The organism is Streptomyces sp. NP160 (genome assembly GCF_006335115.1).
In the GTDB taxonomy this organism is placed as follows: Bacteria; Actinomycetota; Actinomycetes; order Actinomycetales; family Quadrisphaeraceae; genus Quadrisphaera.
The window spans coordinates 1-229 of sequence record NZ_VDMJ01000175.1; the positions used below are offsets into that span (position 1 = coordinate 1).

Consider the following 229-nt stretch of genomic DNA (forward strand, 5'->3'; position numbering starts at 1 on the left):
CGATGTTACTTTTCCAAAAACACGGTGTCAATCCGTTAGCTGGTTGTTTGCCGCTATTTATTCAAATGCCGATTTTAATTGGATTTTACCATGCTATTATGCGCACAGAAGAAATTGCACGCCATAATTTTTTATGGTTTGACTTAGGTGAAAAAGATCCGTTTTTCATCTTGCCACTTGTCGCAGGGGTCACAACATTTATTCAGCAAAAGATGATGATGGCTGGCAC

General features: G+C 39.3%; 1 protein-coding gene. It reads left to right on the forward strand.

Annotated features, from left to right (window positions below; genetic code table 11):
- Positions 1-229 (forward strand): membrane protein insertase YidC (gene yidC, locus FHN55_RS22385; protein ID WP_139714580.1); only part of this gene is annotated, 229 nt, incomplete at both ends.